Genomic DNA, 25,518 nt, shown 5'->3' with positions numbered 1-25,518 from the left:
CGAAATCAGGTTGAAAAAAGGGAAGTATGCCGTGCTATTACCTTGGCTAATAATCATACCTTTTGTTGGGGGTCTGCTTTGCTGGTTAGCAGAGCGCCTCGGCGCAAAAGTGCCGCGCTGGATCGCCATGATCACCATGGGACTGACGCTGGCACTCGGTCTGCAGTTGTGGCTGCAGGGAGGCTATTCACTCACCCAGGCTGCAGGAATGCCGCAGTGGCAGTCGACTTTCTCGGTGCCATGGATTCCGCGCTTCGGCATTAACTTCCATCTGGCTATCGACGGTTTGTCACTGCTGATGGTGGTGCTGACCGGTCTGCTCGGGTTGATGGCGGTGCTCTGTTCCTGGAATGAAATCGAGAAGTATCAGGGCTTTTTCCACCTCAACCTGATGTGGATCCTCGGTGGTGTGATTGGCGTGTTCCTCTCCATCGACATGTTCCTGTTCTTCTTCTTCTGGGAAATGATGCTGGTGCCGATGTACTTCCTCATCGCGCTCTGGGGTCACAAAGCCTCTGACGGTAAAACGCGTATCAGTGCCGCAACCAAATTCTTCATCTATACCCAGGCTTCGGGGCTGGTGATGTTGATTGCGATTCTGGCGCTGGTATTTGTGCACTACAACGCCACGGGCGTCTGGACCTTCAGCTACGAAGAACTGCTGAAAACGCCAATGTCGCACACCGTTGAATATCTGCTGATGCTCGGCTTCTTTATCGCTTTCGCAGTGAAAATGCCAGTGGTGCCCCTGCACGGCTGGTTGCCGGATGCGCACAGTCAGGCACCGACAGCCGGTTCGGTTGACCTCGCAGGAATCTTGCTGAAAACGGCGGCGTATGGTCTGCTGCGTTTCAGCCTGCCACTGTTCCCGAATGCTTCCGCAGAGTTTGCGCCGATTGCTATGTGGCTCGGTGTACTGGGTATCTTCTACGGTGCCTGGATGGCGTTCTCGCAGACGGATATCAAACGTCTGATTGCTTACACCTCCGTTTCGCACATGGGCTTCGTGCTGATTGCTATCTACACTGGCAGCCAGCTGGCGTTCCAGGGCGCGGTGATTCAGATGATTGCTCACGGCCTGTCCGCCGCAGCACTGTTCATCTTGTGTGGGCAGCTTTATGAGCGTCTGCATACCCGTGACCTGCGTCAGATGGGTGGTTTGTGGTCACGCATTAAATGGATTCCAGGCCTGTCGCTGTTCTTCGCGGTGGCCAACCTCGGTATGCCAGGCACCGGTAACTTTGTCGGCGAATTTATGATTCTGACCGGCAGTTTCCAGGTGGTGCCGGTGATTATCGTGATTGCCACCTTTGGTCTGGTGTTTGCCTCGGTGTATTCGCTGGTGATGATGCAGCGCGCTTACTACGGCGAAGCGAAATCGAAAGCTCCGCTGCCGGGCATGTCACCGCGTGAATTCATGACGATCGGCGTGCTGGTGGTGCTGCTGGTTCTGCTGGGTGTTTATCCACAGCCGATCCTTGATACCTCTCACGCTGCGATGAGCAATATTCAGCAGTGGTTTACCGCTTCAATTTCAACTACAAGGCCGTAATTCGCCATGACAATAACTCCTCAACATCTGATTGCGTTACTGCCGCTGTTGATCGTCGGATTGACGGTGGTGGTGGTGATGCTGTCCATTGCGTGGCGACGCAACCACTTTGTTAATGCCACGCTGACGGTCATTGGCCTGAACGTAGCGCTGTTTTCACTGTGGTTTGTCGGTCATGTCGGTGCCATGGATGTCACGCCGCTGCTGCGCGTTGACGGTTACTCAATGTTCTACACCGCGCTGGTGCTGCTGGCCAGCCTCGCAACCTGCACCTTTGCTTATCCGTGGCTGGCCGGTTTCCCGGACAACAAAGATGAGTTCTATCTGCTGGTGCTGATTGCGGCGCTCGGTGGCATCGTGCTGGCGAGTGCCAACCATCTGGCGGCGCTGTTCATCGGTATTGAACTGCTGTCACTGCCGCTGTTTGGTCTTATCGGTTACGCATTCCGTCAGAAACGTTCGCTGGAAGCGGCACTGAAGTACATGATCCTGTCCGCTGCAGCGTCCTCGTTCCTGATCTTTGGTATCGCGTTGATTTATGCCGATTCTGGCAGCCTGAGCTTTGTGCAACTGGGTAAAAGCCTGAATGACAGCATGATCCAACAGCCGCTGCTGCTGGTCGGTTTGGGCATGATGATTATCGGCCTCGGCTTTAAGCTGTCACTGGTTCCGTTCCACCTGTGGACACCAGACGTTTATCAGGGTGCGCCTGCGCCGGTTTCAACCTTCCTGGCCACCGCCAGCAAAATCGCCATCTTTGGTGTGGTGATGCGCTTGTTCCTGTACGCGCCAGTAACCGACAGCGAAGCCGTGCGCACCGTGCTCGGTGTTATCGCCTTTGTGTCGATTCTGTTCGGTAACCTGATGGCGATTTCGCAGAGCAATATCAAACGTCTGCTCGGTTACTCATCGATCGCGCATCTTGGCTATTTGCTGGTGTCACTGATTGCGGTGAAAACCCATCAGCTGTCGCTGGAAACGGCGGGTGTGTACCTGGCGGGTTACCTGTTCAGCAGCCTCGGCGCGTTCGGTGTGGTCAGCCTGATGTCCAGCCCGTACCGTGGCCCGGATGCGGATACGCTTTACTCTTACCGTGGTCTGTTCTGGCATCGTCCAATTCTGTCAGCGGTCATGACCGTTATGATGCTGTCTCTGGCCGGTATCCCGATGACGCTGGGCTTCATTGGTAAGTTCTATGTCATTGCTTCCGGTGTGAACGCGCATCTGTGGTGGTTAACCGCGGCAGTCGTTGCCGGCAGTGCGATCGGTCTTTACTACTATCTGCGTGTGACGGTGAGCCTGTACCTCAGCCCACCAGAAATGCACACGCGCGATCGTGACACGCCAGCCAACTGGGCCTTCACCGCTGGTGGTGTGGTGGTGCTGATTTCTGCGATTCTGGTGCTGCTGCTGGGTGTCTATCCTCAGCCACTGATTTCGCTGGTGCAGATGGCTCAGCCGCTGATGTAAATGCGCTTTGACCCCATGAATCAGGCCTCAGGGCCTGATTTTTTTTGCCTGTAATCTGAGAATACGATCACGGCAAGGCAATGCGGCAACCCTGTATGGCTGCTCAATCCCGCGCGCTGTGATACTCTCAGGAGATCACTTTTTTCGCTCAGACAAGGAAGCATCATGGAAATGCAATGGCTTGATTGCCACCACAGTGAACTGAGTGCACAGCAGTTATATACCGTGCTGGCACTGCGCAATCACGTATTCATTGTGGAGCAGAACTGCCCCTATCAAGACGTAGATGGTCAGGATTTGCGAGCAGAGAATCGCCACATCATGGGCTTCCTTGACGGCAAATTATTGGCCTACGCTCGTGTGCTTACGCCCTCACTGGACAGCGCCCCGGTGATGATTGGTCGCGTGATCGTGTCCGAAGAAGCGCGTGGCCTGAAGTTGGGCTATCGACTGATGGAGAAAGCGCTGGAGAGTTGCGATACCCATTGGCCGCTACGCACTATTTATTTATCGGCGCAGGCCCATCTGGAAGGGTTTTACGGTCGTCTTGGCTTCAAAGCGGTGGGGGACGTTTACATGGAAGATAACATTCCACACATCGGTATGCAGAAAGCGTAATGGCGAGGAATACTCCTCGCCATTTATACCCGTCATACTTCAAATTTCCGGTGAGTTGGCTGCCTGGCTCACCCGAATCACTAACTTGAGTCAGCTCATCGGGCTCTCTTGTTTACCGCCTTCCTGAAATTCGAACTTTTAGGGGATATCAGCCCGGCGTCATCTGTCGGTCATCGGTGTATTTACGCTGATCCGGCGGCGGTGGGAAATACTGATACAGCCAGGTTTCACTTAAGGTCTCATCTTTGGTGCGCAGGAACAGGCGCATATCCACCGGCTTAGTGGAGTCACTGTTCGGGTACCAGTCAAACAAGATGCGGTAGCCGTTGAGGGGTTCAACATACAGGATCTCAACCTGCTTGATGGTACCGGCATTGACGGTGATCACCGGCTCAATACCTTTCGGCGCTGCGGCTTTCAGATCGCCACCGACGAAATCAATCGCAAAGCGACGGCACCACTGATCAGGGAAGTGTTCGCCCGGCGCCCAACCTTCTGGGAAGCCACCAATACCGGTACGTGTCGCATCCACGCGCGCCAGACCGCTGCGCACAGGTGGCAGCTGGCTCCAGTAGAGTTTGTACTGGAAGTTGAATTCGCTGCCTGCTTTGACCGGCTCGGTTGGCTGCCAGAAGCACACCACGTTATCCAATGTTTCACCAGTGGTCGGGATCTCCATCAGATTGATGGCGCCTTTACCCCATTTGCCAATTGGTTCGACCCACAGGCTAGGACGTTTGTCATACCAGCCAATGACATCCTGATAATCTTTGAAGTCGTGATTGAGCTGCAACAGGCCGAAACCACGTGGGTTTTCATCTTCATAGGCATTGAACTGCAAGCGCTGCGGGTTGTTCAGCGGGCGCGCAATCCACTCGCCTTTACCGGTCCACATTGCCAGACGATCGGAGTCATGGATTTGTGGATGATAGGTATTACACATGCGACGCTCGTTGGTGCCGCAGCTAAACATACTGGTCATCGGCGAGATGCCGAGCTGACGAATGTCGTTACGAGCAAACAGGTGGTTTTCCACCTCCATCACCACGCGTTTCTCTTCGCAGTGGATAGTGAACTTGTACGCACCAGTGACGCTGGCGCCGTCCAGCAGCGCATAAACCACAAAGGTGGTATCGTCGGCTTTCGGTGTTTCAAACCAGAAGGCGGTAAAGTCAGGGAACTCCTCGTGGCCGTTGCTGAAGGTATTTACCGCCACGCCGCGCGCTGACAAGCCGTACTGGAAGGTTTCATCAACCGCACGGAAGTAGCTCGCGCCGAGGAACGAGACGATATCGCGACGCGCCAGTTCTGGTTTTTTAAACGCGCGGAAACCGGCGAAGCCCAAATCGGTTTTGCCGACCAGCTGCTGGGTATCGACGTTAGCGTTATGATAGTTAAACAGTTCAGGGCGGAAGTGGATTTCGCGCGCTTCGCGACTATCGGCATCCACGGAGAACATGCGGATACGGCGTTTAAAGCCCATCCCCACGTGGAAGAACTGCACATCTAATTCGCGATCGGGAATGTTGTTCCACAGCGAATGGTTGGCATCGTACTGAATTTCGTTGTAAGCCTGCGGTGTCAGATTGGCCAGGGTGTCAGGAAGCGGGCCGGGTGCGCCGCCCCAGGGCTGTTTCGCCAGCGCGGAAGCTTTCTTTTTCAGTGAGTCGAAATCGAAGCGCACTGCGGTGCCGTCGGCGATGCCATCATCGGCCCAGGCGGACTGCGCAAACAGCGAGGAGAGCCCGGTCATGCCGCTTGCGGCAGAGAGGGCCATGGACGCTTTCATAAATTTTCTACGATTCATGCCGGAAATCTAATCCTTAGCTGCTCTGGTGTGTTGTGACTGTCGTAAGACGCATTGCGTCTGGCTACAAGGGGATACGACAGTCGCGGAATTAAAAAATTCAGTCTGACAAAAATTTATCAGATTAATCAAATAAGCGAAGCAGAATTCACGCGGCAACAGCGCGGATTACGCAACTTTGCATTGAGTCGAGCAAAAACCAGCGCAATCCGAATCCCTTGCGCGCAGCAAATACCGAATTTATGACTATAGTTAAACGACGATAAGTGACGAGCATGGAGGAAGTATAACGTGTCATCTTCAGATCAATTTGAAACTCGCCTTGATGACGACCTGGCGCTACTGACAGAAACTTTGGAAGAAGTACTGAAATCGTCGGGTGATCCGGCCGATCAAAAGTACATCGAATTGAAACTTAAAGCGGAACAAGCGCTGGAAGACGTGAAGAATCGCGTTAGCCAGGCTTCTGACAGCTATTATTACCGTGCCAAAAAAGCGGCCTATCGTGCCGACGATTATGTGCATGAAAAACCGTGGCAGGGGATCGGCATTGGCGCCGCCGCTGGCCTGTTTGTCGGTTTACTGTTGGCCCGCCGCTAAATTGTCGGGGCGTAACGCCGGTTACGCCCGATTCCTCTTTTTTACCGCGTTATCCCTCTCATTTGTCTCGAATCCTTGTTTCGCATCAACGGCGATTGTGTTTCGCGTGCGCGCTTTCTACAGTAAAGCGACAGGGATAAGGAGAAAGTAACGTGATACGTGTTGAAATGCTCTCAACGGGCGATGAAGTGTTGCATGGGCAGATTGTCGATACTAATGCCGCATGGCTGGCGGATGTGCTGTTCCAGCACGGTTTGCCAATGACCAGCCGCAGTACCGTTGGCGATGCGATGTCCTCGCTGGTGGAGGCGCTGCAGAGTCGCAGCCAGATTGCCGATGTGCTGATTGTGAACGGTGGCCTTGGCCCAACCAGCGACGATCTCAGTGCGCTGGCCGCTGCCACCGCGTGTGGCACCGAATTGGTGATCCAGCAGGAATGGCTGGAGAAGATGGAAGCCTGGTTTGCCAGCCGTGGACGCATCATGGCGCCGAGCAACCGCAAGCAGGCGGAAATTCCGGCGAATGCCGAGCTGATTGATAATCCGGTGGGGACCGCGTGTGGCTTTGCACTTCAGCTCAATCGCTGCTGGATATTCTTCACGCCGGGGGTGCCGTCCGAATTCAAAGTGATGGTCGAGCAGGAGATCATTCCGCGTTTGAAAGCGCGTTTTGATTTACCTGAGCCGCCGCTGTGTTTGCGTCTGACCACCTTTGGTCGCGGCGAGAGTGACATTGCTGCCGAACTGGAGCCGTTACCGTTGCCGGAAGGTGTGGTAATGGGCTATCGCTCATCAATGCCAATCATTGAAATCAAACTCACCGGACCGGCCAGCCAGCGTGTGGCGATGGAGCAGGCGTGGCAGCAGGTTAAGCTGCTGCTGGCGGAATGCACTATCTTCGAAGGCACTGAAGGTTTGCCTGCTATGTTAGCGCGTGAGTTGCAACAGCGTGGTTTCCGGTTGGCGCTAAGCGAGCAATATACGGCGGGATTACTCAACTGGCAGCTGGCGTCAGCGGACGTGCCGCTCAGCGCAGCAGAGATTCTGCCTCCTCATGATGAACCGCTGGAATCCCAGGTCGAGCGCACGCGCAATCTGGCCGCACATCACGGCACGGTGTTGGCGCTGTCGGTGGGCAATCTGGAAGAGGGCGAAGTGGCGATTGCGCTGCATACGCCGGAAGCCAGCTGGGGCCAGCGCGTGAAGTTCACCCATGGGCGTCACAATGTTGAAACCCGGCAGAAAGTTGTGGCGATGATGGCGATGAACATGCTACGTCGCTGGCTGCACGGCAGTGAAGTCAGTACCGGGCATGGCTGGATTGATGTGCTGGAAGCCGTGAAACAGTAACTGCGTGGGCAGGCTTTGCCATGAATTTCACCGGATCGCCATTGATGGCGACCCGGTGTTTAAATCTCGATCTCAATCTCCCCTTTGGCGCGGCAGCAGCAGGGCAAAATCTCGCCCTTCTGGATAAACGCCAACGGGGTTTCTGCGTAAGCCACTTCGCCTTTCAATAGACGCATGCGACATGAACCGCAGTAGCCTTCACGGCACTGAAACTCTACGCAGACATTGTGCGCTTCCAGTGCCGTCAGCAGATTGGGATGATCTTCTGCGCACTCCAGCCGGGAGCCGGAACTGCGCAGAATAACAACAGAACGACTCATGCTTACAGCTGGAAGTCGTTGAAGTCGTCTTCGCCGACTTCGGCATCAATCTGACCCACCAGGTAAGAACTGACTTCCACTTCCTGCGGTGCCACCTGCACGTTATCTGATACCAACCAGGAGTTGATCCATGGAATCGGGTTAGAACGCGTCTGGAACGGCAGATCGAGGCCAACCGCTTGCATGCGGATGTTGGTGATGTACTCAATGTACTGGCACAGAATGTCTTTATTCAGACCGATCATCGAGCCACCGCTGAACAGATAATCTGCCCACTCTTTCTCTTGCTCGGCGGCTTTCTTGAACAGGTCGAAACACTCATCACGGCACTCGGCGGCGATCTCTTTCATTTCAGGATCATCTTCACCGGTGCGCAGCAGGTTCAGCATGTGCTGAGTGCCGGTCAGGTGCAGAGCTTCATCGCGCGCAATCAGTTTGATGATTTTGGCGTTACCTTCCATCAGCTCGCGCTCGGCGAAGGCGAATGAACAGGCGAAGCTGACGTAGAAGCGAATCGCTTCCAGTGCGTTAACGCTCATCAGGCAGATATACAGCTGCTTTTTCAGCGCACGCAGATTCACGGTCACGGTTTTACCCGCCACTTCGTGCGTGCCTTCTCCCAGCAGATGCCAGTAGCTGGTCATCTCGATCAGATCGTCGTAATACTTCGAGATGTCCTGTGCACGCGCCAGAATCTGCTCGTTAGTGACGATGTCGTCAAACACCAGTGAAGGATCATTCACGATGTTACGGATGATATGGGTATAAGAGCGCGAGTGGATGGTTTCAGAGAACGCCCAGGTTTCAATCCAGGTTTCAAGTTCTGGAATCGAAATCAACGGCAGCAGGGCCACGTTAGGGCTGCGACCCTGAATAGAATCCAGCAGCGTCTGGTATTTCAGGTTGCTGATAAAGATGTGTTTTTCGTGATCTGGCAGCGCCTGATAATCGATACGATCGCGTGAGACGTCCACTTCTTCCGGACGCCAGAAGAAGGAGAGCTGTTTTTCGATCAGCTTTTCAAAAATGTCATATTTCTGCTGGTCGAAACGGGCAACGTTCACTGACTGGCCGAAGAACATCGGTTCTAACAGCTGGTCGTTTTTGTTCTGCGAAAATGTGGTGTAAGCCATGGCTAAGTCCAAAAGTGATGAGGGCCGACCATTGCCGGCCCTGACAAGATAGGGCGTCTGACTAATTAAATCTTACAAGCGCCGCTTTCGCAGCCGTCATCCTGAATGGAAGGAGCCAGGTCGTCCTGCGCATCTTCCGCACCGTCACGGGTGTTTTGGTAGTACAGGGTTTTCACGCCAAATTTATACGCGGTCAGCAGATCTTTCAGCAGCTGTTTCATCGGCACTTTGCCATTGGCAAAACGGCTTGGATCATAGTTGGTGTTCGACGAAATCGCCTGATCGATAAATTTCTGCATCACACCAACCAACTGTAAGTAACCGTCGTTAGAGGGCATTTCCCACAGCAGTTCGTACTGATCTTTCAGACGCTCATACTCTGGCACCACCTGACGCAGAATACCGTCTTTGGATGCTTTGATGCTGATGTGACCGCGCGGTGGCTCAATACCGTTGGTGGCGTTTGAAATCTGTGAGGAGGTTTCAGACGGCATCAGGGCAGAGAGCGTGGAGTTACGCAGACCGTGCGCAACGATCGACTCACGCAGACCTTCCCAATCCAGGTGCAACGGCTCGCTGCAAACGGCGTCGAGATCCTTTTTATAGGTGTCGATCGGCAGAATGCCCTGTGAGTAGGTGGTCTCTTTGAACCACGTACAGGCACCTTGCTCTTTCGCCAGCTCGTTCGAAGCTTTCAGCAGGTAGTACTGGATCGCTTCAAAGGTTTTATGCGTCAGGTTGTTGGCGCTGCCATCAGAATAACGCACGCCGTTTTTCGCCAGATAATAAGCGTAGTTAATCACGCCAATACCCAGAGTACGACGACCCATTGCGCCGCGTTTTGCCGCCGGGATGGGGTAATCCTGGTAATCCAGCAGTGCATCCAGTGCACGTACCGCGAGGGTCGCCAGCTCTTCCAGATCGTCGAGGCTGTCAATCGCACCGAGGTTAAAGGCAGACAGCGTACACAACGCGATTTCACCGCTTTCGTCATTCACATCGTTCAGCGGTTTGGTCGGCAGCGCGATTTCCAGGCACAGGTTAGACTGGCGGACGGGCGCGATAGCCGGATCAAACGGGCTGTGGGTGTTGCAGTGATCGACGTTTTGGATGTAGATACGGCCAGTAGAAGCACGTTCCTGCATCATCAGTGAGAACAGTTCAACTGCTTTCACGCGCTGTTTGCGGATGCTGTCGTCTTTCTCGTATTTGGTGTACAGACGCTCAAACTCGTCCTGATCGGCGAAGAACGCATCGTACAGACCTGGCACGTCAGACGGGCTGAACAGGGTGATCTCTTCACCTTTCAACAGACGGGTATACATCAGCTTGTTGATCTGTACGCCGTAGTCCATGTGACGTACGCGGTTGCCTTCAACGCCACGGTTGTTTTTCAGCACCAGCAGGCTTTCCACTTCCAGATGCCACATTGGGTAGAACAGGGTGGCTGCACCGCCACGTACGCCGCCTTGTGAGCACGACTTCACTGCCGTCTGGAAATGTTTATAGAACGGGATGCAACCGGTATGGAAGGCTTCGCCGCCACGGATTGGGCTACCCAGCGCACGAATGCGACCAGCGTTGATACCGATACCCGCACGCTGCGACACGTATTTTACGATAGCGCTGGAGGTGGCATTGATGGAATCAAGGCTGTCACCGCATTCGATCAAGACGCAAGAGCTGAACTGACGCGTTGGGGTACGCACGCCAGACATGATTGGCGTCGGCAGTGAGATTTTGAAGGTGGACACGGCATCATAGAAGCGACGCACGTAATCCATACGCGTCTCACGCGAATAACCGGAGAACAGGCATGCAGCAACCAGAATATACAGGAACTGGGCACTCTCGTAGATTTCACCGCTCACACGGTTCTGCGCCAGGTATTTCCCTTCCAGCTGCTTCACCGCAGCGTAAGAGAAGTTCATGTCGCGCCAGTGGTCGATGAAGCCGTCCATCTGCTCGAACTCTTCTACGCTGTAATCTTCCAGCAGGTGACGGTCGTATTTGCCCATCTCAACCATTTTCACGACCTGATCGTACAGCTTCGGCGGCTCAAACTGGCCGTACGCTTTTTTACGCAGGTGGAAGATGGCGAGGCGAGCAGCCAGGTACTGGTAATCCGGCGCATCACGGGAGATCAGGTCTGCAGCGGCCTTGATGATGGTCTCATGGATATCAGAAGTACGAATTCCATCGTAGAACTGAATGTGGGAGCGCAACTCAACCTGAGACACGGAGACGTTATTCAGCCCTTCAGCGGCCCAATCCAGTACCCGGTGAATCTTATCGAGATCAATGCGCTCCTGGCGGCCATCGCGTTTAGTAACGAGCAGACTTTGGTTCATGTCGCGTGTTTACCTGTCCATGAAAGAGTGAGTTATCCCCCATCTATTCACAAGGTCTATGCACAAGCCGCTCGTTGTGAGTAAGCCTGTGGATAAACACTATATATAGGGGGTGCGGGAAGTTTGAACAACAATATGGTGAGTATTCTAGTCAGCATTCTGATCATCACAAGAGTTGATTTTCGCGAAAAAATCCGTCCAGGGGGGTAGCGAAATTCCTGGATCCCCATTCCGTAAGGCCTGCCAATGGTGTCAACTGCCAGCGACTTTTTTTTCACTTTTTGATCGAGCGCGTGTTTATTGCTCAAAGGTTCTCATCACGGATATTTCTGAAGTCAAAAAAGCCCTGACAAGGCCGCCAGTAGCGAACTTATCTAAAATTGCTTATGAATTTTTTGTGACCAATCCAGCCTACAAAAATGCGTGGCATGCGTCTAAAAGGAAATTGATCTGGAAAGCAGTGAGTTACAAACCTGGCGCTTTCCACATCGAGGTGGTTAACCCACTGTCCACCAGGGTGAGTTGGTCGGCATAGACTTTCTGCCAGTTGGCTTTTTGCTGTTGATAGAGTTGGTGGTGTTCTGCGTTGGGGTGAAATTCGCGCTCCCAGCGTACTAATGCTTGCCCGGTTTCCTGCAAACTGCGGTAAACCCCTGCGGCGACGCCGGCCGCAATCGCGCAGCCCAGGGCAGTGGCTTCTTTCACTTGCGGCACTTTGACCGTCAGCCCCGTGACATCGCTCAAAATCTGGCTCCACAATTTGCCCTTCGCACCGCCTCCGGCAAACACTATCTGTGAGGTTTGGACACCGGAAAAGGCGGCCACCTGATCCAGATTGCAGGCCGAAACAATCGCGGCATTCTCTTCCAGCGCACGGAAGAGCGTCTGTTTATTGCAGCGTTCGGGGTCGATGGAAAGATTAATAAAGGAAGGCGCAGCGTGATACCACTTGTTGAAGTGCATTGCATCTGAGAACACCGGCATCACGCCCCAGGATCCGGCGGGGACGCGTGCCGCCATCTCTTCCAGCAGGCTGTAGCAATCCACACCCAGCCGCTCCGCCAGCAGTTTCTCTTCACCGCAAAAGGCATCACGGAACCAGCGCATCGTTAGGCCGGTAAAGAAACTGATCGCTTCCGCCTGCGCCATACCGGGGATCACATGCGGATTCACGCGAATGTTCATTTGAGGATCAATCTGCGGCTGCGGCAGATTCACCACCTGCTGCCAGAAAGTGCCGCCGAGCACAGCAGTTTCCCCCGCCTTCACCACGCCTAACCCCAGTGTCCCCAACTGCACATCACCGCCGCCCATGCCAACCACTGTGCCTTGCGCCAGCCCACACTGCTGAGCGGCTTCGGCTGTCACAGTTCCCAGTTGCGTACCGGTTTCGGCCACGGGTGACAATATATCGCCGCGCAACCCCGCCATCTCCAGCAAATCAGGCCGCCAGTTTCGGGTGCGTAAATCCAGCAGGCCGGTGGTGCCCGCGTTGGAGGGATCCACTGCCAGTTCGCCACTCAGGCATTTTGCCAGCCAGTCGCTGATCATCGACAGCGTTGCCGCCTGACGATAAATATCGGGTCGATGATGCGCCAGCCATAACAGGCGTGGCATTGCCCCGAGTGCCAGGGTTTGCCCTGAGCACTGATAGATTTCACGCTCAAACTCGCCGTGATGAATCTCTTTCAGCTCACTCACTTCGCGGCTGGCGCGGGCATCCACGTTGGCGCAGGCCCAAATTGCTTCGCCGGCTTTGTTATAGAGCACGATCCCTTCGCGCATGGAGCAGCAGGCCACGCTGCGAATCGCGCTGGCTGGCAACTGCGACTGTTGCAGCACCTGCTGAATACACTGACAGGCGAGTGGCCAATTGTGGCTCAGATCAAACTCCATCGATCCCGGCACATCGGGCAGGGCAAGGTGCCGCCATTCAGCCTGCGCCACAGCGATCTGCTCGCCCTGAAGATTGAAAATCACGGCGCGAATGCTGCCAGTACCGGCGTCGAGCGCCATCAGATGCGGGGCGTGTGACATCGCAAAACTCCTGTTGAAACGGAAAAGTGCTCCACGCCGACGGCCCAACGGGTGTTACTGCAAAGATAGCTGTGCGCGAGGGTTTTCACCTCCAGATGAACGGTTTAGCCCACCGCTGAAAGTTTGAACTGTGATCGCTGCGAGAGTTTTATTAAACAAGCTTTACCAGGATTGCCACTTTGCCAATCGCGATAAAAAGGACAAGCCGATGGAAGTCACGCTGGTCGAGATCAACGTCAAACCCGACTGTATCGACGAGTTTTTGCGGGTGTTTGAGCTGAATCATGTGGGAGCGTTGGGGGAACCTGGGAATTTGCGCTTTGATGTTTTACAGGATAGCCACGTGCCGACGCGCTTCTTTATTTATGAAGCTTACACCGATGAGGCCGCCGTGCTGGCGCACAAGAAAACGGCACACTACCTGACGTGCGTTGAGGCGTTGGAAGCGTTAATGAGCGAACCAAGAAAGAAAACCGCGTTTAAGGGGATATTTCCGCAGTGACGCCAAGTCATTCTCCGTACAAGGGCGAAGCACCATCATTCGAGGTTTTTAAAGGAGTATTGAAACAACCGAAAGCGCAATGATATGTACTGCAACCGTATAATGTTCAATATGGAGGCGACGCAGAATTCTTCGCACAATCCCAGCATGATTAGGTGTTAGTAGAGGTGGGTTTAAGCGACGGATAGCTCAATAATTTGCGCAGCAGTCGCTGCATTATGATATCGAAAGCGGCTGCGTGGACACCTTAATGAACCCCATCCACAACGCAGCGTGACTCAAAGCAATGACCAACGTTCAGGGCCAGTAAAGCCCCGCCCGAAGAGCAAAGCGTCCGCCGCAGGGATGCGGCGGACGATCTGCATGGATGCGTGTTTCCTTTGCGATCGGGCGGGGCTTTACTGGCCGACGCACCGTCCCCGCAGCAACCATGCACAAGTCCCTACAGCAACCATGCATCGTCCCCGCAGCCACCACGCAAACACTCAATCCTGACGATGCGTATGCACCATATAATTCACATCCACGCCACGTCCCAACCGGAACTGATTGGTCAGCGGATTGTAGTGCAGGCCGATCATACCCATCTCACGCAGCGGCGTCTCATCAACCCAATTCAGCAACTCCGCCGGACGGATAAACTTCTTCACGTCATGCGTACCGCGCGGCACCATGCGCATTACATATTCGGCACCAAACACCGCCAGCAACCACGCCTTGGGATTACGGTTAATGGTCGAGAAGAACACTTCGCCGCCCGGTTTAACCAACTGCGCACATGCCAGCACCACAGAACGCGGATCCGGTACGTGCTCCAGCATCTCCATGCAAGTCACCACGTCATAGGCCCCCGCATGGCTGATCGCATGATCTTCCACGGTCTGCTGCACATAGTTCACGCTCACAGCGCTCTCCAGCGCATGCAACCGTGCTACTTCCAGCGGCTCCGCACCCATATCCAACCCGGTCACGTTGGCTCCTTCACGCGCCATGCTCTCCGCTAAAATACCGCCGCCGCAGCCGACATCCAGCACCTTCTTACCAAACAAACCATTGCTGTGCTGGGCAATCCAGCCAAGACGCAGGGGATTGATGCGGTGTAACGGCTTAAACTCACCCTCTAAATCCCACCAGCGCGATGCGACCGCTTCAAACTTGGCAATCTCAGCATGGTCGACGTTTTGGCGGCTTTCCTGCGGTTGTTCACTCATTGAATCACGACTCCTGACAAAATATTCCCTCAGTATAAACGCTTAACTCTTGCTAGCGCATCTCTCACCTGCAAGGAAAAGCGGCATTAAACCCTGCTTTACGTTCACCGAGGGCAACCACTGTGATATACTTTCGCACCATTAAAAACCGGCATTATGTAGAGGGATAGCGGCTCCATGAGCGACCTTGCGAGAGAAATTACACCGGTCAATATCGAAGAAGAGTTAAAAAACTCCTACCTCGATTACGCCATGTCGGTCATCGTTGGCCGAGCTTTACCCGATGTGCGTGATGGCTTGAAGCCGGTGCACCGCCGTGTGCTTTTTGCCATGAGCGAACTGGGTAACGACTGGAACAAAGCTTATAAGAAATCGGCCCGTGTGGTCGGTGACGTGATCGGTAAATATCACCCACACGGTGATTCCGCGGTATACGAAAGTATCGTTCGTATGGCCCAGCCGTTCTCCCTGCGCTACATGCTGGTAGATGGTCAGGGTAACTTCGGTTCCGTTGATGGCGACTCCGCCGCAGCGATGCGTTATACCGAAGTGCGTATGGCGAAGATCTCTTCTGAACTGCTGGCGGACCTCGAAAAAGAGACCGTCGATTTTGTGCCGAACTACGATGGCACCGAGCAGATTCCTGAAGTGCTGCCGACCAAAATTCCTAACCTGCTGGTGAACGGCTCGTCCGGTATCGCCGTAGGTATGGCGACCAACATTCCACCGCATAACCTGACGGAAGTGATCAACGGCTGCCTCGCCTTTATCGAAGACGAAGACATCACTGTTGAAGGCTTGATGGAACACATCACCGGCCCTGACTTCCCGACTGCGGCGTTCATCAACGGTCGTCGTGGTATCGAAGAAGCCTATCGCACCGGTCGCGGTAAGATTTATATCCGCGCACGCGGTGAGATTGAAACCGACGCAAAAACCGGCCGCGAAACCATCATCGTCAATGAAATCCCGTATCAGGTAAACAAAGCGCGCCTGATCGAGAAAATTGCCGAGCTGGTGAAAGAGAAGCGTGTGGAAGGCATTAGCGGCCTGCGTGATGAATCCGATAAAGACGGTATGCGTATCGTTATCGAGATCAAACGCGATGCGGTCGGTGAAGTGGTGCTCAACAACCTCTATTCCCTGACGCAACTGCAAGTCTCCTTCGGCATCAACATGGTGGCACTCCATCAGGGCCAGCCGAAGATCATGACGCTGAAAGGCATCATTGAAGCCTTCGTGCGCCACCGCCGTGAAGTGGTGACGCGCCGTACCATTTTCGAACTGCGCAAAGCGCGTGACCGTGCACACATCCTTGAAGGTCTGGCCATTGCGCTGGCCAACATCGATCCGATTATCGAACTGATTCGTCGCGCACCAACGCCAGCTGAAGCGAAAGCGGGCCTGTTGGCACAGCCATGGGATCTGGGCAACGTAGCCACCATGCTGGAGCGTGCGGGCGATGACGCAGCACGTCCAGAATGGCTGGAAGCGCAGTTCGGTATTCGTGACGGTCAGTACTACCTGACTGAACAGCAAGCTCAGGCAATTCTGGATCTGCGTCTGCAGAAACTGACCGGCCTTGAGCACGAAAAGCTGCTCGACGAATACAAAGAGCTGCTGGACCAGATCGCAGAACTGATCCACATCCTGCAGAGCGCCGAGCGTCTGATGGAAGTCATCCGCGAAGAGCTGGTGGCAATGCGCGACCAGTTTGGTGATGAACGTCGTACTGAAATTACCGCCAACAGCGCCGACATCAACATTGAAGACCTGATTAATCAGGAAGATGTGGTGGTCACGCTGTCGCATCAGGGTTATGTCAAATATCAGCCGCTGACTGACTATGAAGCGCAGCGTCGTGGTGGCAAAGGCAAATCCGCAGCACGTATTAAAGAAGAAGACTTTATTGATCGTCTGCTGGTGGCCAACACCCATGATACCATTCTGTGCTTCTCCAGCCGTGGCCGTCTCTACTGGATGAAAGTTTACCAGCTGCCAGAAGCGAGCCGTGGCGCACGTGGTCGCCCAATTGTTAACCTGCTGCCGCTGGAAGCCAACGAACGTATCACCGCCATTCTCCCGGTGCGTGAATACACCGAAGGCTTTAATATCTTTATGGCGACCGCTGACGGTACCGTGAAGAAAACTGCCCTGCAGGAATTCAGCCGTCCACGTAGCGCCGGTATTATCGCCATTAACCTGCGTGAAGATGATGAATTGATCGGTGTTGCGCTGACCAACGGTAGCGATGAGGCCATGCTGTTCTCTGCTGCGGGTAAAGTGGTGCGCTTCTCTGAGACTGCGGTTCGCGCCATGGGCCGTTCGGCCTCGGGCGTGCGTGGTATCAAGCTGGCTGAAAGCGATAAAGTGGTTTCACTGATCGTGCCACGTGAAGAGGGTGCCATCCTCACTGTGACGCAAAACGGTTACGGTAAACGTACAGCGAATAGCGAATACCCAACCAAGTCGCGTGCAACCCAGGGTGTGATCTCAATTAAAGTCACCGAACGTAACGGACCGGTTATCGGTGCGGTGCAGGTGGTGGATGGCGATCAGATCATGATGATTACCGATGCCGGTACGCTGGTGCGTACACGCGTATCGGAAGTCAGCGTGGTTGGCCGTAACACCCAGGGCGTGATTCTGATTCGTACCGCGGAAGACGAAAACGTGGTGGGTCTGCAACGTGTTGCTGAGCCGGTGGAAGAAGAAGAACTCGACGCCATCGACGGCAGTGTTGCAGAAGGCGAAGAAGATATCGCGCCGGAAGTCGACAACGACGACGATGCACCTGAAGCGGATGAAGAAGAGTAATCCGCAGCGGTGAACAACAGCGGCAGGTCAGGGCAACCGACCTGCCGTTTTTTTATCTGAGTTTTACTCCCAAAGTCGCGCACCAACTGGCTTTTTCGGGCCGATAAAGCTAGTGTATGAGGGCTTTTCAACTTCCTGACAACCCCTTACCGCCAGTGAGTCTCTTTTGAAATATCTCGTCTCCTTTCGCACTACGCTTCGCATCTCGCGCTATCTGTTCCGTGCGCTGGCGCTGCTGCTTTGGACGTTGGGTGCGTTGCTGACTACCTTCTTCATCATCAACGTACTGCACGAAAAAGAGAACGCGGTTCGCCAGGAATTTGACACCAATTATGGCCAGGCGGAATGGTATGTACGCCACTCGGCCGACGTCATGCGTGAACTGAAATACATCACCGAAAACCGCTTAAGTAACAGTAGCAACGGTTTGGACGTGCTGAATGGCCTGCCTGCCAGTAAAAGTACCTTGCCACAGTTCACGCCGCTGTTTTCTGATGGTGATTGCACTTCAATGAGTAACACCTGGCGTAACTCGCTCGATTCGCTGGGTTACTTCATCAACTACTGGAAAAGTAACTTCACCTCCGCTTACGAACTCAACCGTGTGTTCTTTATTGGGGGTGAAAATCAGTGTCTGGCCGATTTCGCCATTGGTAACAACAATTCAGTCGATCGTGAACGGAGCCTGAAAGCCCTGCGCGAGCGGGTGCTGCACTATCGCAGCGGCAACGAAGAAGAGCGGCGTAATCCGATGTACTGGATTACGCCGAGCAGCCAGCCTGGTGTCGGTAATTTCTACATGGTGATGCCGGTGTATGTGGCCAACAAGCTACAGGCGTTGCTGGGCGTGGAACAAAATATCCGTCTTGATGAATTTATTCAGCCGGGCGGCTTGCCGCTGGTTGCCACCATTACTGATGAGAACTACCGTCCGTTGCTGAGTTCGCGTCGCGGTGGCCCCGGCTACTCTTTTGACGATCTGCCGGATGACAGCACCTGGTTTGGTTATCTTGATAGCTATCGCCAGTTAGTCCTGAAGAAACCGCTGCCGCCGTCCAATCTTAACGTGGTGTGGTCACTCTCTACTGACGTGCTGGTGGATCAGCTCAAGCTGATGCTGATTAACGCGCTGTTGCTGAATATCTTCAGCGCATTGATCCTGTTCACGCTGGCATGGATATTCGAACGCCGCATGTTCCTGCCAGCGGAAGATAACGCACATCGGCTGGAAGAGCACGAGCAGTTCAACCGCAAAATTGTCGCTTCGGCGCCGGTCGGCATCTGTATTTTGCGCACCAGCGACGGCACCAATATTCTGAGTAACGAACTGGCTCACAACTATCTGACGCTGCTGACGCAGGAAGATCGTCAGCGCCTCAATGAGATCATCGGGGGCCAGCAGGTCAACTTTGTCGATGTGCTCACCGGTACCAATACCAACCTGCAAATCAGCTTTGTGCATTCACGCTATCGCAATGAAAACGTAGCGATTTGCGTGCTGGTGGACGTCTCAACGCGTGTGCGCATGGAGCAGTCATTGCAGGAGATGGCGCATGCGGCAGAGCAGGCCAGCCAGTCAAAATCCATGTTCCTTGCCACCGTCAGTCACGAACTGCGCACCCCGCTGTACGGCATCATCGGTAATCTCGACCTGCTGCAAACCAAGTCGTTGCCAAAAGGTGTGGAATCGCTGGTGACGGCGATGAACAACTCATCGAGCCTGCTGCTGAAAATCATCAGTGATATTCTCGACTTCTCGAAAATTGAGTCGGAGCAGCTGAAGATTGAGCCGCGGCCGTTCTCGCCGCGTGAGGTGGTCAATCACATCGCCAGCAACTATCTGTCGCTGGTGGTGCGTAAACGCCTGACGTTATATGTGATGATCGAAAATGATGTGCCGCTGACGATGGATGGCGATCCAATGCGTCTGCAGCAGGTCATTTCTAACCTGCTGAATAATGCGATCAAGTTCACCCATACCGGCTGCATTATTCTCCATGCCTATGTCAAAGATGGGTATTTAGCCTTCCGCGTGCGCGATACCGGCGTCGGTATTCCAGCGAAAGAAGTGACGCGTCTGTTCGATCCCTTCTTCCAGGTGGGCTCTGGCGTGCAGCGCAACTTCCAGGGCACCGGGCTGGGTCTGGCAATCTGTGAAAAGCTGATCAACATGATGGACGGTGATATTGAGGTCGACTCTGAGCCGGGCATGGGTAGCCAGTTTATCATCCGTATCCCCATTTACGCTGGACAACAGCCTGCGCCGCCGCTGCTGGATGGTTTGCAGGAAAAAGCCATCTGGCTGGATATGCGCAATGATTATCTCGCGGTCTTCCTGCTGCGTCTTTTGCAGCAACAGGGCATTGCGATCGCGCATTATCAGGGTAATGCCGGTAGCGACGATGTGATTATTAGCGACCATCAGGATACGGTGTCACAGGCCGTGCGCGCACAGATTCACATCTGCGGTCAGCACATCGACATGCCGCAGGAAACCGCGCCGGGTCAGTGGGTGCAGAGCAGTGCGATGCTGCACGATCTGCCTTCATTACTTGGCCGCATCTATCGCCTCAATATTGATAGCGAAACCAGCACGCCGTTGCAGTTGGCCGCACCGCAAGAGGCCAACCGTTACGATGACATTATGGTATTGATTGTTGATGATCACCCGATTAACCGTATGTTGCTTTCCGAGCAACTCGGCACACTGGGCTATCAAACCAAAACTGCACAGGATGGGGTCGATGCGCTGAATGTGCTAAGCCGTAATCACATTGATATTGTGCTGAGTGACGTCAATATGCCGAATATGGATGGTTATCGCCTGACGCAGCGCCTGCGTCAGTTGGGCCATGCCTTCCCGGTGATTGGGGTGACGGCCAATGCGTTGGCAGAAGAGAAGCAGCGCTGTATGGATGCCGGGATGGATAATTGCCTATCCAAGCCTGTTACGCTTGATGTGTTGAAATCCACGTTGGCAATCTATGCCGAGCGGGTAAGAAAAAGCAGGAAAGGGTAGTACAGAAGAACAGGCGCACCGAAGTGCGCCTTTTTTACATCTTAATCTCTTTCAACCTGAGTCGCGCTCACGGAAGAGAGGTAATTCAGCAGGGCGATATCATTTTCCACCCCGAGTTTCATCATCGCCGATTTCTTCTGGCTACTGATGGTTTTGATACTGCGGTTCAGTTTCTTAGCGATTTCCGTTACCAGGAAACCTTCGGCAAACAGGCGCAGAACTTCACTCTCTTTCGGCGACAGACGCTTGTCTCCGTAACCGCCAGCACTGATTTTCTCCAGCAGTTTCGCCACGCTTTCAGGCGTATATTTTTTGCCTTTCTGCAGGGCTGCCAGCGCTTTTGGCAGATCGGTCGGTGCACCTTGCTTCAGTACAATCCCTTCGATATCCAGATCCAATACGGCGCTCAGGATCGCTGGGTTATTGTTCATGGTCAGAACGATAATTGAGAGATCCGGATAGTGACGTTTGATGTACTTAATCAGTGTGATGCCATCACCGTATTTCTCGCCTGGCATAGAGAGATCAGTAATCAGAACGTTAGCATCCAGTTTGGACAAGCTGTTAATCAGTGCTGTTGAGTCTTCAAACTCACCTACAACGTTGACCCATTCGATCTGTTCCAGAGACTTACGGATACCGAACAGAACAATCGGATGGTCATCGGCAATAATTACATTCAGGTTATTCATCTTATGGGTTACCTTGCTGCAGCAGTTGGTTGACGTATGCGTCAATTTCACTGGTGGTATTTATAATGGTTAAATCTTCACATAGTTTTATGTGATGTTCTAACTCTTCACAAAGCTGTTTACCTGGAACCAGATTTAGCATGGCGAACACGCCTTTCAGGCGATGTGCAGTCTGAGCAAGCGAGGGATAATCCTTCTCCGCTGCCTCAGTATACAGTCTCTTCACATCAGGCGGTACTGTCTCGGTAAACAGCTGGAAATAGCCTCCGCTCATCAGCGGCGTGGCAGCCTCATCTTCACTACTTTCCTCCATCAAATCATGAGCCATTTGCTTTTCAATCAGTGCCAGCAGCGCGTCAAGCAGCGCATTGCTGAGATTGAAATTGACCCGGTATTGCTGATCGTTCAATGCGTGGTGACCCATTTCGTCACCGGCTAATAGCAGAGCCCAGCCATTGAGGCGGGCGGGATCGTCAGTGATCAGCACATCATGATCCTGACCGGATAAACGTTCGTCAGAGGTCAGGCAATTCGCTCCCCAGTTTTCTAACTGGCGGCAAACAATTTTGTGCACATCCTCGACGGCGATATCGACCAGTGCGGTTACACCTTCCAGCAGCTTCTCTTCCTGCTCGCCTTGCAGTTCCAGCGCGAGGGGCAACTGAATATTATAGCGTGTGCCGATATCGGGTTTGGCGATGATCTCCAGCTGGCCACCCATCTGCTTGCACAGCTGCTTGCAGAGGAAAAATGCCATGCCAGAGGCCTGACCGTAACGATCCTGGGTGGTTTCACCCAGATATGGGAAATCAACATTCGCCAGCTCATCGACGCTCAGGCCGGAGCCGGTATCCACCAGTTGCAGCAGCACTGAGTTAGGTTTGTTCTCGCTGGCCTTAATCTCCAGCGTAATTTTGCCCCACTGCGTGGTGGTGAGCGCATAGTGCATCAGGGTGGTCATGACTTTGCGCAGTGCACGGCGATCGCCAAAGCGCATCTCGTCGTTGGCCAGATGGTTGTTGACTACCAGCGCCAACCCTTTACGGCGCATCAGCGGTAGGCTCTCCAGCGCGATGTCATCCAGCAACTCCTGCAAATTGAACACGCTAGCATCCGGCGACCAGTCGTGTGCTTCCAGGCGGTTCAGCAATACAATGTCATCAACCAAACGAGACAGGCCCTGACTTTCATCAAGCAAATCCAGCACGCTTTCGTCTTCATCACGCTGGCTGAGTTGCACCAGTTGCGCCACCATACTCTCCAGCGGACGGTTGAGGGCGTGACCGAGATTTTGCATCAGCTGCTGACGCATCTGATGATTACGATCCAACACCTGCTGTGCCTTCTGCAGTTTTTTATTCACCAGCAATTCACGGTCCTGATCGCGCATCATAAACAGCTGAGTATGCGGTGACAGCACGCTACGGGCGTGGCGGATCTCATACACCTCGTTGTTGATGGTGGCCTGCAGCACGCCCTGATGCTGATCGGACATATTGATGATTTTCTGCAGGTTCAGATGGGGTAACAGATGCTCAGCAATCTTGTTGCTCAACAGCGTGCGATTGGTAGCGAAGTCATACACCAGCAAACCCACCGGCAGGCTCGCAACAATCTCTTCATTCAGCATGCGCAGCGAATCTAACTCGGCGCTTTGGTTCTCGTTCGGGCGCAATGACTGCTGACGCAATAAGGTGATGCCGGCAATCGAGAGCAGTAACAGCACCAGATTGATCAACAGCGGCCACATCAGATTATGCAGGGTATCCAAAGCGAGGCTGGTGAGCGGCACGCGATATACTAACTGTAACGAAGTGCTGGGCAGTGACGCCGCAATGACGAGATTAGGATTCGCCAGTGAAACAGATGTCGTTTCGCTAGTGGCATCGTCGCTGCTGGTGCTGGAAGATTGCGTGGCATCCTGAATCAACTGGAAATTTTCCAGCGGCATGCTGTGCGGGATCAAATCGTTGATCGGCAGATCAAAAGCGACCACCGTGGCGAGGTGACCAGGCTGGTTGAAGGTGGTGCGCAGGGTAAAGTAGTGATCGTTCTGCCAGGCGAAATGGCGCAGCGGTGAAAAGCTTTCACGTTCGTCCAGCGCATTGGCCTGTTGCAGCATCTCGGCACGGCGGCTGTCGACCAGCGTATTGATGGCGCTCTCTTTATAACGCGTTGCCATATCTTTTAATGGCAGCGTCGAGATCATGATCAGGCTGTTGTCCTGGCCATTGAGGAAATACATCGACCAGGTGGGATTCTCTGCACCCCACAGCGTATCGAGGTAGTTGGACATGCGCATCGTCATATCCAGCGTGCTGCTGTCGTGGGAGCCAAAGATCAGCGCCTCCGTTTTACGGCGCGTCTTTTCCAGGTAGTAAACATCCGGGCGCAGGCGGGTTTCCAGAAGATTGGTGTTGGGTGCAGATCCGGCCGCACTGGTGGCGAGATTTTCATAAATCTGCCAGGTCGCGAAACGCGAAGCGTCGATGCGTTTTTGTACGGCACGCGCTAAATCGGTCATCGCGTAACGCTTCTCAGTAAGCCAGGCGTTAACACTGTTGTGCACCATAGCTCCCAGGGCCAGAAACAGCACCAGGTTGAACACCACGAAGAAGCGGGTGACGTTACCCGAGGTCAGCGGAAATTTGTAAGGCAGCATAGTGTCTCAGGATCCTGCGATTAGCGCGCCACCAGGCGAGCACTGGCGGCAACGGCCAGCAGCAGCAGGGCGATCAATAAAAATGCGCCACTCAAACTGAGCCACTGGGAAATAAATCCGATTAGAGCCGGACCTGAAAGAATACCTGCATAGCCTAATGTTGTCATGGCAGAAATCGCCAGATTCGACGGCATATCGTGTTGATTCCCGGCCGCATTAAACAGCATTGGCACGGTGTTGGCTAAGCCGAATCCCACCAGCAGGAAAGTCAGCAGTGCAACCTGTGGCCACGGCAGTAACACCGCCAGCGTCATACCCGCTGCAGCGGCTAATGCACCCGTGACCATGACGGGATAGCGACCAAAACGTTGAATGACTTTATCACCGGTGAGACGGCCGATTGTCATCGCCACGGAGAAGATGGCATAGCCCAATCCCGCATGTGCTACGTCCATCTCTGTGTTTTGCAGTAACAGCAGTGCGCTCCAGTCAAGCACCGCGCCTTCTGCCAAAAACAGAATGAAGCACAGTAACCCCAGGAAAGCGACCCAACCGCGTGGGATCACCAGCCAGGGTTGATCGGGCTGATGCAACCGTTCAGTCATTAACGTTGGCAGGCTGATCACCAGCAGCACCACGATTAACACCATCACCACCGCGACAGCATGCAGGGGCGAGAGACCACTGGCCAGCAATAAACTGACGCTACCGGCACCAATAATCCCGCCCAGGCTGAAGAAACCATGGAAACCCGACATCATCGGCTTGCGTGCCGCTTTCTCCACTTCAACGGCCTGCACATTCATGGCGACATCCAGCATGCCTAACCCGGCACCGAAGATCATCAGTGCCGCAGCCATCAACCACATCACATTTAGCAGAGTGAGCAGTGGCAGGATCGCCAGCACCACTAACGTGGAACATAACATCACCCGACGGCCGCCCACGCGGGCAATCAGCGCACCGGTAATCGGCATCGCTGCTAGCGATCCCACACCGAGACACAGCAGCAGTCCACCTAACGATGCGCCGCTCAGTGCCAGACGCTGGCTGGCAAAGGGCACCAGTGGCGCCCATGCCGACATGCAAAGTCCGGCGATCAGAAAGACGATGCGTGTACCCATGTTGACACGCTGATGCAAATGATTGTGCTGTGCGGCGTCCAGTGCTGTCATAAAAGTCTTTTTCAATAGCCGTCAAAGCGACGAAGTTTAGCATTAAAGCTGACGTCTCACCGCAGTTCAGAACCGATGAGTTCAGAAAAGATGAGCGCCAGAAACAGGCATATTACCGAGTTTTGGCGTGGCGTGACGCTTTTCCAGAACTTTCCTGGCACTTTCACGGCCTTCCTGCCGCGATCAATCGGTCGCAAATTGAA

The 25,518-nt window shown here is 53.9% G+C and carries 17 protein-coding genes; 8 read left to right on the top strand and 9 right to left on the bottom strand.

What is annotated here, in order from left to right; all coding sequences use genetic code 11:
* The first annotated feature begins 31 nt into the window (after positions 1-31).
* From nuoM to AC1MDE_RS21375, 3 genes are all read left to right on the top strand, one after another.
* A complete protein-coding gene (gene nuoM / locus AC1MDE_RS21385) occupies positions 32-1,552 on the top strand; it encodes an NADH-quinone oxidoreductase subunit M (RefSeq protein WP_058961300.1) in 1,521 nt (506 codons plus the stop codon).
* A 6-nt stretch (positions 1,553-1,558) separates the two neighbouring features.
* The gene (gene nuoN / locus AC1MDE_RS21380; RefSeq protein WP_034825051.1) at positions 1,559-3,022 is read left to right on the top strand and encodes an NADH-quinone oxidoreductase subunit NuoN; all 1,464 of its coding nucleotides are present in this window, start codon (positions 1,559-1,561) and stop codon (positions 3,020-3,022) included.
* Between the two features lie 165 nt (positions 3,023-3,187).
* A complete protein-coding gene (locus tag AC1MDE_RS21375) occupies positions 3,188-3,640 on the top strand; it encodes a GNAT family N-acetyltransferase (RefSeq protein WP_058961301.1) in 453 nt (150 codons plus the stop codon).
* 148 nt (positions 3,641-3,788) lie between these two features.
* On the opposite strand, the gene AC1MDE_RS21370 is transcribed toward AC1MDE_RS21375, so the two are convergent.
* The gene (locus tag AC1MDE_RS21370; protein ID WP_045813641.1) at positions 3,789-5,447 is read right to left on the bottom strand and encodes a glucan biosynthesis protein D; all 1,659 of its coding nucleotides are present in this window, start codon (positions 5,445-5,447) and stop codon (positions 3,789-3,791) included.
* A 291-nt stretch (positions 5,448-5,738) separates the two neighbouring features.
* On the opposite strand from AC1MDE_RS21370, the gene elaB reads away from it, so the two are divergent.
* On the top strand, positions 5,739-6,047 hold the full coding sequence (gene elaB / locus AC1MDE_RS21365; RefSeq protein ID WP_034825045.1) for a stress response protein ElaB: 309 nt from the start codon (positions 5,739-5,741) through the stop codon (positions 6,045-6,047).
* Positions 6,048-6,199: 152 nt separating this feature from the next.
* Complete coding sequence (locus tag AC1MDE_RS21360) at positions 6,200-7,396, top strand: nicotinamide mononucleotide deamidase-related protein YfaY (RefSeq protein WP_058961302.1); 1,197 nt, start codon at positions 6,200-6,202, stop codon at positions 7,394-7,396.
* Between the two features lie 59 nt (positions 7,397-7,455).
* On the opposite strand, the gene yfaE is transcribed toward AC1MDE_RS21360, so the two are convergent.
* The 4 genes from yfaE to lsrK all read right to left on the bottom strand — a co-directional run bounded on the left by yfaE (position 7,456) and on the right by lsrK (position 13,237).
* Positions 7,456-7,716, bottom strand: a complete 261-nt coding sequence (yfaE, locus tag AC1MDE_RS21355) for a class I ribonucleotide reductase maintenance protein YfaE (protein WP_058961303.1) — start codon at positions 7,714-7,716, stop codon at positions 7,456-7,458.
* 2 nt (positions 7,717-7,718) lie between these two features.
* Positions 7,719-8,849, bottom strand: coding sequence for a class Ia ribonucleoside-diphosphate reductase subunit beta (gene nrdB, locus AC1MDE_RS21350; protein ID WP_034825039.1), 1,131 nt, complete (start codon positions 8,847-8,849; stop codon positions 7,719-7,721).
* A gap of 65 nt (positions 8,850-8,914) precedes the next feature.
* Entirely contained in the window at positions 8,915-11,200 is a 2,286-nt protein-coding gene (gene nrdA / locus AC1MDE_RS21345) for a class 1a ribonucleoside-diphosphate reductase subunit alpha (protein ID WP_058961304.1), read from the bottom strand.
* A gap of 465 nt (positions 11,201-11,665) precedes the next feature.
* Complete coding sequence (gene lsrK / locus AC1MDE_RS21340; RefSeq protein WP_058961305.1) at positions 11,666-13,237, bottom strand: autoinducer-2 kinase; 1,572 nt, start codon at positions 13,235-13,237, stop codon at positions 11,666-11,668.
* A 208-nt stretch (positions 13,238-13,445) separates the two neighbouring features.
* Here lsrK and lsrG point away from each other — a divergent pair, with 208 nt between their 5' ends.
* Positions 13,446-13,739 carry a (4S)-4-hydroxy-5-phosphonooxypentane-2,3-dione isomerase gene (gene lsrG / locus AC1MDE_RS21335; protein WP_058961306.1) on the top strand — a complete coding sequence of 98 codons (294 nt, stop codon included), beginning with the start codon at positions 13,446-13,448 and terminating at the stop codon, positions 13,737-13,739.
* A 485-nt stretch (positions 13,740-14,224) separates the two neighbouring features.
* Here the strand turns inward: lsrG and ubiG are convergent, their stop codons facing one another.
* Entirely contained in the window at positions 14,225-14,950 is a 726-nt protein-coding gene (gene ubiG, locus AC1MDE_RS21330; RefSeq protein ID WP_479399079.1) for a bifunctional 2-polyprenyl-6-hydroxyphenol methylase/3-demethylubiquinol 3-O-methyltransferase UbiG, read from the bottom strand.
* A gap of 177 nt (positions 14,951-15,127) precedes the next feature.
* On the opposite strand from ubiG, the gene gyrA reads away from it, so the two are divergent.
* Together gyrA and rcsC are read left to right on the top strand one after the other, a co-directional pair.
* Positions 15,128-17,767: a DNA topoisomerase (ATP-hydrolyzing) subunit A gene (gyrA, locus tag AC1MDE_RS21325; RefSeq protein ID WP_058961308.1), complete on the top strand. Its 2,640-nt coding sequence runs from the start codon at positions 15,128-15,130 to the stop codon at positions 17,765-17,767.
* Positions 17,768-17,933: 166 nt separating this feature from the next.
* Entirely contained in the window at positions 17,934-20,786 is a 2,853-nt protein-coding gene (gene rcsC, locus AC1MDE_RS21320; RefSeq protein ID WP_058961309.1) for a two-component system sensor histidine kinase RcsC, read from the top strand.
* 41 nt (positions 20,787-20,827) lie between these two features.
* Here rcsC and rcsB read toward each other — a convergent pair whose 3' ends face one another.
* Genes rcsB through AC1MDE_RS21305 form a run of 3 tightly spaced genes read right to left on the bottom strand, consistent with a single transcriptional unit; the run spans position 20,828 to position 25,315 of the window.
* Positions 20,828-21,478, bottom strand: coding sequence for a response regulator transcription factor RcsB (gene rcsB / locus AC1MDE_RS21315; RefSeq protein ID WP_034825012.1), 651 nt, complete (start codon positions 21,476-21,478; stop codon positions 20,828-20,830).
* Position 21,479: 1 nt separating this feature from the next.
* A complete protein-coding gene (gene rcsD, locus AC1MDE_RS21310) occupies positions 21,480-24,137 on the bottom strand; it encodes a phosphotransferase RcsD (RefSeq protein ID WP_058961323.1) in 2,658 nt (885 codons plus the stop codon).
* A 23-nt stretch (positions 24,138-24,160) separates the two neighbouring features.
* Positions 24,161-25,315: an MFS transporter gene (locus tag AC1MDE_RS21305; protein ID WP_058961310.1), complete on the bottom strand. Its 1,155-nt coding sequence runs from the start codon at positions 25,313-25,315 to the stop codon at positions 24,161-24,163.
* Positions 25,316-25,518: the final 203 nt, after the last annotated feature.

The organism is Pantoea folii (genome assembly GCF_056678875.1).
The sequence above is the reverse complement of the archived record's forward strand: the minus strand, read 5'-3'. Positions and strand labels throughout refer to the sequence as shown.

Bases quoted from the DNA above. Each gene is read 5' to 3' on its own strand.
- gyrA (WP_058961308.1), top strand. From the start codon at position 15,128: ATGAGCGACCTTGCGAGAGAAATTACACCGGTCAATATCGAAGAAGAG.
- rcsB (WP_034825012.1), bottom strand. From the start codon at position 21,478: ATGAATAACCTGAATGTAATTATTGCCGATGACCATCCGATTGTTCTG.
- nrdB (WP_034825039.1), bottom strand. From the start codon at position 8,849: ATGGCTTACACCACATTTTCGCAGAACAAAAACGACCAGCTGTTAGAA.
- AC1MDE_RS21305 (WP_058961310.1), bottom strand. From the start codon at position 25,315: ATGACAGCACTGGACGCCGCACAGCACAATCATTTGCATCAGCGTGTC.
- ubiG (WP_479399079.1), bottom strand. From the start codon at position 14,950: ATGAGTGAACAACCGCAGGAAAGCCGCCAAAACGTCGACCATGCTGAG.
- yfaE (WP_058961303.1), bottom strand. From the start codon at position 7,716: ATGAGTCGTTCTGTTGTTATTCTGCGCAGTTCCGGCTCCCGGCTGGAG.
- nrdA (WP_058961304.1), bottom strand. From the start codon at position 11,200: ATGAACCAAAGTCTGCTCGTTACTAAACGCGATGGCCGCCAGGAGCGC.
- AC1MDE_RS21375 (WP_058961301.1), top strand. From the start codon at position 3,188: ATGGAAATGCAATGGCTTGATTGCCACCACAGTGAACTGAGTGCACAG.
- lsrK (WP_058961305.1), bottom strand. From the start codon at position 13,237: ATGTCACACGCCCCGCATCTGATGGCGCTCGACGCCGGTACTGGCAGC.
- lsrG (WP_058961306.1), top strand. From the start codon at position 13,446: ATGGAAGTCACGCTGGTCGAGATCAACGTCAAACCCGACTGTATCGAC.
- nuoN (WP_034825051.1), top strand. From the start codon at position 1,559: ATGACAATAACTCCTCAACATCTGATTGCGTTACTGCCGCTGTTGATC.
- AC1MDE_RS21370 (WP_045813641.1), bottom strand. From the start codon at position 5,447: ATGAATCGTAGAAAATTTATGAAAGCGTCCATGGCCCTCTCTGCCGCA.